This is a genomic window from Nocardiopsis sp. NPDC101807 (assembly GCF_044766605.1).
Taxonomy (GTDB): domain Bacteria; phylum Actinomycetota; class Actinomycetes; order Streptosporangiales; family Streptosporangiaceae; genus Nocardiopsis; species Nocardiopsis tropica.
Window position 1 is genome coordinate 44,495 of record NZ_JBIWMK010000005.1, and the last position, 6,344, is coordinate 50,838.

The 6,344-nt window shown below is 71.1% G+C and carries 4 protein-coding genes; 3 read left to right on the top strand and 1 reads right to left on the bottom strand.

Annotated elements, in window-relative coordinates; translation table 11 throughout:
• Positions 1–766 precede the first annotated feature (766 nt).
• Positions 767–2,371, top strand: coding sequence for an OmpA family protein (locus ACIRPH_RS16420; protein WP_402914952.1), 1,605 nt, complete (start codon positions 767–769; stop codon positions 2,369–2,371).
• A 169-nt stretch (positions 2,372–2,540) separates the two neighbouring features.
• Here the strand turns inward: ACIRPH_RS16420 and ACIRPH_RS16425 are convergent, their stop codons facing one another.
• Positions 2,541–3,245: a hypothetical protein gene (locus tag ACIRPH_RS16425; protein ID WP_402914954.1), complete on the bottom strand. Its 705-nt coding sequence runs from the start codon at positions 3,243–3,245 to the stop codon at positions 2,541–2,543.
• Between the two features lie 603 nt (positions 3,246–3,848).
• On the opposite strand from ACIRPH_RS16425, the gene ACIRPH_RS16430 reads away from it, so the two are divergent.
• A complete protein-coding gene (locus tag ACIRPH_RS16430) occupies positions 3,849–4,850 on the top strand; it encodes a LysR family transcriptional regulator (protein ID WP_402914957.1) in 1,002 nt (333 codons plus the stop codon).
• 210 nt (positions 4,851–5,060) lie between these two features.
• A complete protein-coding gene (locus ACIRPH_RS16435; RefSeq protein ID WP_402914960.1) occupies positions 5,061–6,200 on the top strand; it encodes an ABC transporter substrate-binding protein in 1,140 nt (379 codons plus the stop codon).
• The last annotated feature ends 144 nt before the right edge of the window (positions 6,201–6,344 follow it).

Genomic DNA, 6,344 nt, shown 5'->3' on the forward strand with positions numbered 1-6,344 from the left:
CGCTGAGCGCGCCGGTCGAGCCCTACTGCGTTCTTCGTCCTGCTGCGGCGTCCCCTGGATGAGCGGGACGCCGGTCCTGCGTACTGCTCGTACTGCTCGTACTGCCGTACTGCTGTCCTACCGGCTCCCGGTGTCCTGAAGCACGTGCACACCGTCGAGCCGTCCTGCGTCACCTCCTGCGGGGCGTCCCCCGGTACGGGCGGGACACCGGTGCTGCTGTCCTACCGGCTCCCGGCGCTGTGCCGCTGAGCGCGCCGGTCGAGCCCTACTGCGTTCTTCGTCCTGCTGCGGCGTCCCCTGGATGAGCGGGACGCCGGTCCTGCGTACTGCTCGTACTGCCGTACTGCTGTCCTACCGGCTCCCGGTGTCCTGAAGCACGTGCACACCGTCGAGCCGTCCTGCGTTCCACCGGTGTATCCGGTGGTCCAGCCGTGTACCTCTGTGGCTGTGGCAGGAAATCTAGCAACACCGAAGGGGTATGTCTACTCCAGTCGCTGTAGTTTTCTGTTCTCTGCTGGGGAAGGTTTCCAGAAGGACCGGGGGACGCCCGGCCGCGGGCCGTCGCGGCCTCCGGCGGCGGGAAACGGGGCCGGGCGGACCGGCGGCGCCTGTCGACCCCTGTCCCGGCCCCGCCCCCCTGATTCCCGGACATCCCCCCTCCGAGCGGCCGGTATCCCGCCAACCGGGGACGTGGCGGTCGGTTCGGCCCTCCGAGTGCTGGAGGATGTTGCCGGTACGCCTCCCTCAACGATCGGAGTTCCCCCACATGGCGCGGAAGACGCCCATCACCGTGGTCGCGCTGATGGTCTCGGGCAGTCTCCTGCTCAGCGGCTGCACGGTCACCGCGGACATATCCGACTGGTGGTCCGAGACGTTCGGAGACGCGTCGGGGCCGCCGACGGTCAGGGAGGAGTTCCCCTACGTCCGCGAGGGGCGCATCTTCCAGGACACCGGGCAGGACACGGAGATGCACTTCGCCGTCACCGGTCTGGAGCGCACCGACGACTACACCGTCATGTACTACGAGGTGACCTACCCCGACGAGTTCTCCGGGCCCAACCGCAACCTGAGCATGGCCCACACCCTCGTGGACCCGCTCAGCGGCCGGGTCTACCGCCAGTTCCTGGACGGGGACGGGCTCAAGTACGGGTCGGAGAGCCCGAACCAGGACGGCCTGTACCCGGTCCACGACGGTGTCACCAACGAGTACGTGCGCTACTTCCCCCGCATCCCCGACGAGGTGCGGCAGGTGACCTTCGTCGGAAGCGGCCTCGGCGCGATGACGGGCATCCCCGTCCAGGACGTGGAGGAGGAGCGGCCGGACCCGGAGAGCCCCAACGGTCCCGACCACCTCACCCTGGACAACCCGCCGCCCCGCGGCGAGAACCTCACCTTCGTGAACCGCCGCCCCGACGGGGACGCGGTGGCGGACGAGGGCTGGGTGCAGAGCTTCGTGGACTCCGAGATCGCCTCCACCACGCGGGACGGCGACCGCGAGATCATCTCCCTGCACTCGGACGTCATGTTCGAGTTCGACCGCTCCGACCTGACGGCGGAGGCCGAGGACGTGGTGCGCCGGGCCGCCACCACGCTGGCCGCGAACGTCGATCCGGACGAGCCGACCATCACCGTCATCGGGCACACCGACGGCATCGGCGACGACTCCTACAACGACAACCTCTCGGTCGAGCGGGCGGAGAGCGTCCGCGACCTGCTCGCCGAGGAGCTGGGCACCGACTTCACCCTGGAGGTCGAGGGCCGGGGCAAGCGCGAGCCGGTCGCCCGCGAGGGCGGTCCCGACGACGACGAGGCCCGGGCCCGCAACCGCCGCGTCGAGTTCTCGTACGTGTTCAACACGACGGTGGAGGCGACGGAGGAAGAGGAGTACGACGACGACGGGCTGGGTGTCGCGCAGCGCAACGTCACCTGGCCGGCGCCCTACGACGCGGACCCGGGGTCCGTGGTGGCCGAGGGCGAGCTGGACGGGGTGCGCCTGGAGGTCTACCCGCTGCGCCGCGACGGCGCGTACGTGATCGGCACGGTCGCGCTGACCAACACCACCGGCGAGCCGACCGTCCCGGACATGGGCGGCCAGGAGGCCGTGCAGGCCGGGGGCCCGGAGCAGTTCAACAAGGGCACGCTCGGCGGCTTCCAGCTCCTGGAGCCGGAGAGCGGGCTGGTGCGCTACGTGGCGCAGATGGACTTCGGCGAGGGCCGCTACAGCAGCTTCGCCGAGGAGGTCCACATGCTCCAGCCCGACAACACCTACAACCTGGTCGCCGTGTTCCCGGCGCCTCCGGTGGACGTGGAGGAGCTGACCCTGCGGGCCGGGCCGTTCGGTGAGTTCGAGGAGATCCCCGTCGAGTACTAGCCGGCCGCAGGCCCCGCCCCACCCGTGTGGGGCCCGAGGCGCACCCCGGAGGGCCCGGGGCGGCCTGGGGGCGGGACCCGGGGCCGCGGAAGCCGCGAGGGGCCGTCAGCGCGACGCTGACGGCCCCTCGTCGTGTGTGCCGCGCCCGGCCGCCCCGGCCGCCGCGCGGTCAGCCCCGGACGCGCTCGGCGGCCTGCATGACGATCCGCTCCAGGTCCTCGCGGGGGACCTCCTCGCCGTAGGAGACCACGGTCACGTACAGGTCGTCCGGCAGGGACAGGTACAGGTTGCGGCTCGAACCGTCCACGGTCCCCACGTACTCCAGGTCGCCGCCCAGGGAGTCGGACTCGTCGGTGTGGTAGGTGTCCACGTCCACGTCGATGTCCACCTCCCAGTTCATCTCCTCCTCGGCGCCGGGCACCTGGACGACGTCCGGGCTGGCGCTGGGGTCGGCGCCGGACGTGAAGACCAGGGTGAGGGAGGGGGCGCCCGCGGTTCCGCTCCCGTCGCTGAAGGAGCACACCACCTGCTCGGCGCCGTCGATCCCCTCCACCGGGCCGACGTCCTCGGCGAGGACGGGGCCGGGGGCGAGGTCGCCGACGACCTCGGCGGCTCCGGCCGCGGCGCAGGACTCGGGAAGCCCGTAGGACGCGGTCTCCTGCTCCGTCTCCTCTTCCTCCCCCTCCTCGTCGCCGGGCCCGGCGCTCGGGTCCTCGTCCGGTGACTCCTCGCCGTCCGCGGAGAAGAAGCTGAAGTCCATGTCGAACTCGTCGGTGTCGACCACGTCGCAGCCGACGAGGACGAATCCGCCGACGACGACGGCGACGGCGGCCGTGCCCAGGCACGACAGGGGGGAGGACGGGATCAGTCGCATGGGTGGCTTTCGGTTCGGGGAGCGCCGGGCGGACGGGTGTGGCGCCGACGGGGGACACACGGAAACCTAGCAAGTTCCGCGTCCCCCCATCGAGCGGACGCCGTCGCACCCCGTCCCGCGCGGGCGCTGGCCGCACGCGGCGACGGCCCGCCCCCGGACCCCCGGCGCCCCGCCCCGCCCGGGCCCCGGCGTGGGGCCGGCGGACGGTCCGGCGCGGGTCCCCCGGCGGCGGTTTCCGCGTGTGTTTTCGGCATACCGGGATCAGGATCCTGGATAGTCGGCACTGTTGAGTCCGGTTTATGTAGTTATGTGGCGAAACGGTGAACTCTTTCTGGTTCTGGTGGTTATAACGTGTGTCACGCCCGTTCCACGTGAAACCCCCGGAGCCCCGCTCCGCGAACTCCCCGAGCCGGTTTCCCCACGCCCCCGCCCCCACCCCCTTCCAGAAGTCCCGCCCCCCTTTTGCAAGCCCCTGATCTCGATGTATCCGCTTTTCCGCCGTTTTTCTCCCCGGCCCCGGACCCCCGGAAGCGACGCCCGCCGACCCGGCCCGGGGCGGGTCCCCCCCGCCCGTCCGAACATCTTCGAGAGTGAGACCCGTCCATGCTCGACGCGGACATCCGCCTGGAGTGGTTCGTCTCCTTCCTTGCCGTCATCGACACCGGGAGCTTCGTCGCCGCGGCCGAGTCGACCCGCAGGTCCCAGCCGCGCGTGAGCCAGCACGTGGCCGCGCTCGAACGCGAGATCGGCCAACCCCTCTTCGACCGCAAGAAGCGCCCGGTCCGCCTCACGGAGGCGGGCGACGCCCTCGCCGTCCAGGCCCGCAACGTGCTCCGCGCGCTGGAGGCCGCCGAGTCCGCGATGGCCCCCTGGCGCGGAGGCGCGCGCGGCATCGTCTCCCTCGGCTCCTACCCGAGCGCCAGCGCCGCGTTCGTCCCAGGCCTCCTCAAGAACCTCATCGCCGAGGACCCCGACGTCAAGGTCGTCCTCGTGGAGCGCTCCACCCTCGAACTGGACGAGGCCCTCGCGTCCGGGGGCATCGACCTCTACCTGCGGCCGATGTCGCCCCGGCCCACGTCCCCCTCGGTCACCAGCCTGCCCCTGTGGTCCGAGCCGCTCGTGGTCCTGCACGCGGACGGCCACCCCCTCGGGGACGTGCCCGACCCCGTGCCCGTCGACGCCGTCGCGGAGCATCCCATCGTGTCCATCGGGCGTCTCGACGCACCGGAGACCTCGGAGTTCGAGTCCTACCGGGTGTTCCAGGAGCGGGGGCTGCAGATCGACCCGATCCAGGCCACCAATCAGCCGCAGACGCTCGTGTCGATGGTCGCCGAGGGCATCGGCGTCGGCGTCACGAACTGGCTGGCGGCGTCGATCGCGGACACCAGCGGGGTCCGGATCAGGCGGCTCGAAGGACCCCCTGAGCGGCGGGTCGCCGTGTGCTGGGACTCGACGCGCCCCCTCACCCCGGCCGCCCGCAGCGTCCTGAGGACCATCACCGAACAGCCGAGTCCCACGGGCACCATCAGAGTCATCTCGCCACGGAAGCGTTCATCCGACACAGTATTCACTTCTCGAATACCGTCATCAGGGAATAGGACTTAACGCCAGGGCCGCGCGGATAGTAGCGTCAACCACGCGAAACGGCGGAGGGGATTCAGACCGGCGCGAACCGTCATCCCCTTCCGAGCTCCCCCTTTTCACTCTCCGCTACCCCCGTTCGTGACAGGCGACAGCCATTCCCCGATCTTCCCTGGTGGGTCGGGGTGAGCCGGGGTCCGCGGGGGTGCCACCCTGTGTGATCGGAAGAAGTCCATGCCTCGACTTTCCCAGCTGTCCCTCGCCGCGACATGTTCGTCGGTGCTTCTGCTCACCGCCTGTACCGGGGGCTCGACCGTCGACGACGACGTCGAGGGCGCCGACGCGGGCGCGGGCTCGCTGACGAGCATCAACGCCGGCTACGTCTCCGCGATCGACCAGATCGGCCTGCCGATCGGCACCGAGCGGGGCCTCTTCGAGGAGCGCGACCTCGACGTCACCCTCGCCGAGCCCTTCCCCACCGGCGTCGACGCGATCAACGCCCTGGAGGCGGGCGACGTCGACATCATCCAGGTCGGCACCCCGGCCATCGCGGCGGCGCAGGAGGGCGCCGAGCTGAGCCTGATCGGCAACTACACCGGCTCGGCCACCCAGCGGAGCATCGACGAGACCGCGGCCATCGTCGCGGCCGAGGGCTCCGAGATCGACGGCGAGGACCTGTCCACGCTGGAGGGCAAGTCGATCGGCGTCTCGATCGGCTCCATCAACCACCTCTACCTGCTCGGGCTGCTGGAGGACCTCCGCATCGACACGGACGACGTGGAGCTCGTCAACACCGCCCCGCCGGACATGGCGGTGGCCCTGGAGACCGGCGGCATCGACGCGGCCGTCATCTGGGACCCGTGGCCGATCACCATCACCGAGCAGGTCGAGGGCTCGGAGATCGTCCTGAGGGGCGGCGGCTACATCCCCTTCATCGGCTACATCGTCACCACGCCGGCCTTCCTGGAGGAGAACCCCGAGGCCGTCGAGGAGTTCCTCGCCGCGCGGGCCGCCTCCGACCAGTGGATCCGCGAGAACCCCGAGGACGCCGCCTCCTCGGCCGTCCAGTGGCTCACCGGCACCGACCCCGAGGTCGCTCAGGAGGCCATGCAGTACAACGTGGCGCAGCTCGACCCCCGCTTCTCCGCCTGCAACTACCTGGCGCTGGACACGGTCGGGCAGCTGCTCGCGAACCAGGGCGAGATCGACTTCGACTTCGACATCAACGACTACTTCGAGCCCGGCCCGATCGTGTCGGTCATGGAGGAGAACCCCGAGCTGTTCGAGGACCTCCAGGACATCCCCGAGGCCGCGGCCATCGACGCCGACTACAACTTCGTGCGTGAGATCGCCCAGGAGTCGTGCGCGGTATGACCCCCGACCCTGTGCCGGGCGCCGGGGGCCCCCCCCCCCCCCGGCCGGGGGGCCCGGGGGGCCCCCCCCGGGGCCCCCCCCGGGGGGGGGGGGGGGCGCGCGGGGGGGCAAAACCCCAGGTGGGGCGCGGGGGGCCGAGGGGGC

Coding starts and splice junctions, on each gene's coding strand:
- ACIRPH_RS16420 (WP_402914952.1), top strand. CDS start 767: ATGGCGCGGAAGACGCCCATCACCGTGGTCGCGCTGATGGTCTCGGGC.
- ACIRPH_RS16425 (WP_402914954.1), bottom strand. CDS start 3,245: ATGCGACTGATCCCGTCCTCCCCCCTGTCGTGCCTGGGCACGGCCGCC.
- ACIRPH_RS16430 (WP_402914957.1), top strand. CDS start 3,849: ATGCTCGACGCGGACATCCGCCTGGAGTGGTTCGTCTCCTTCCTTGCC.
- ACIRPH_RS16435 (WP_402914960.1), top strand. CDS start 5,061: ATGCCTCGACTTTCCCAGCTGTCCCTCGCCGCGACATGTTCGTCGGTG.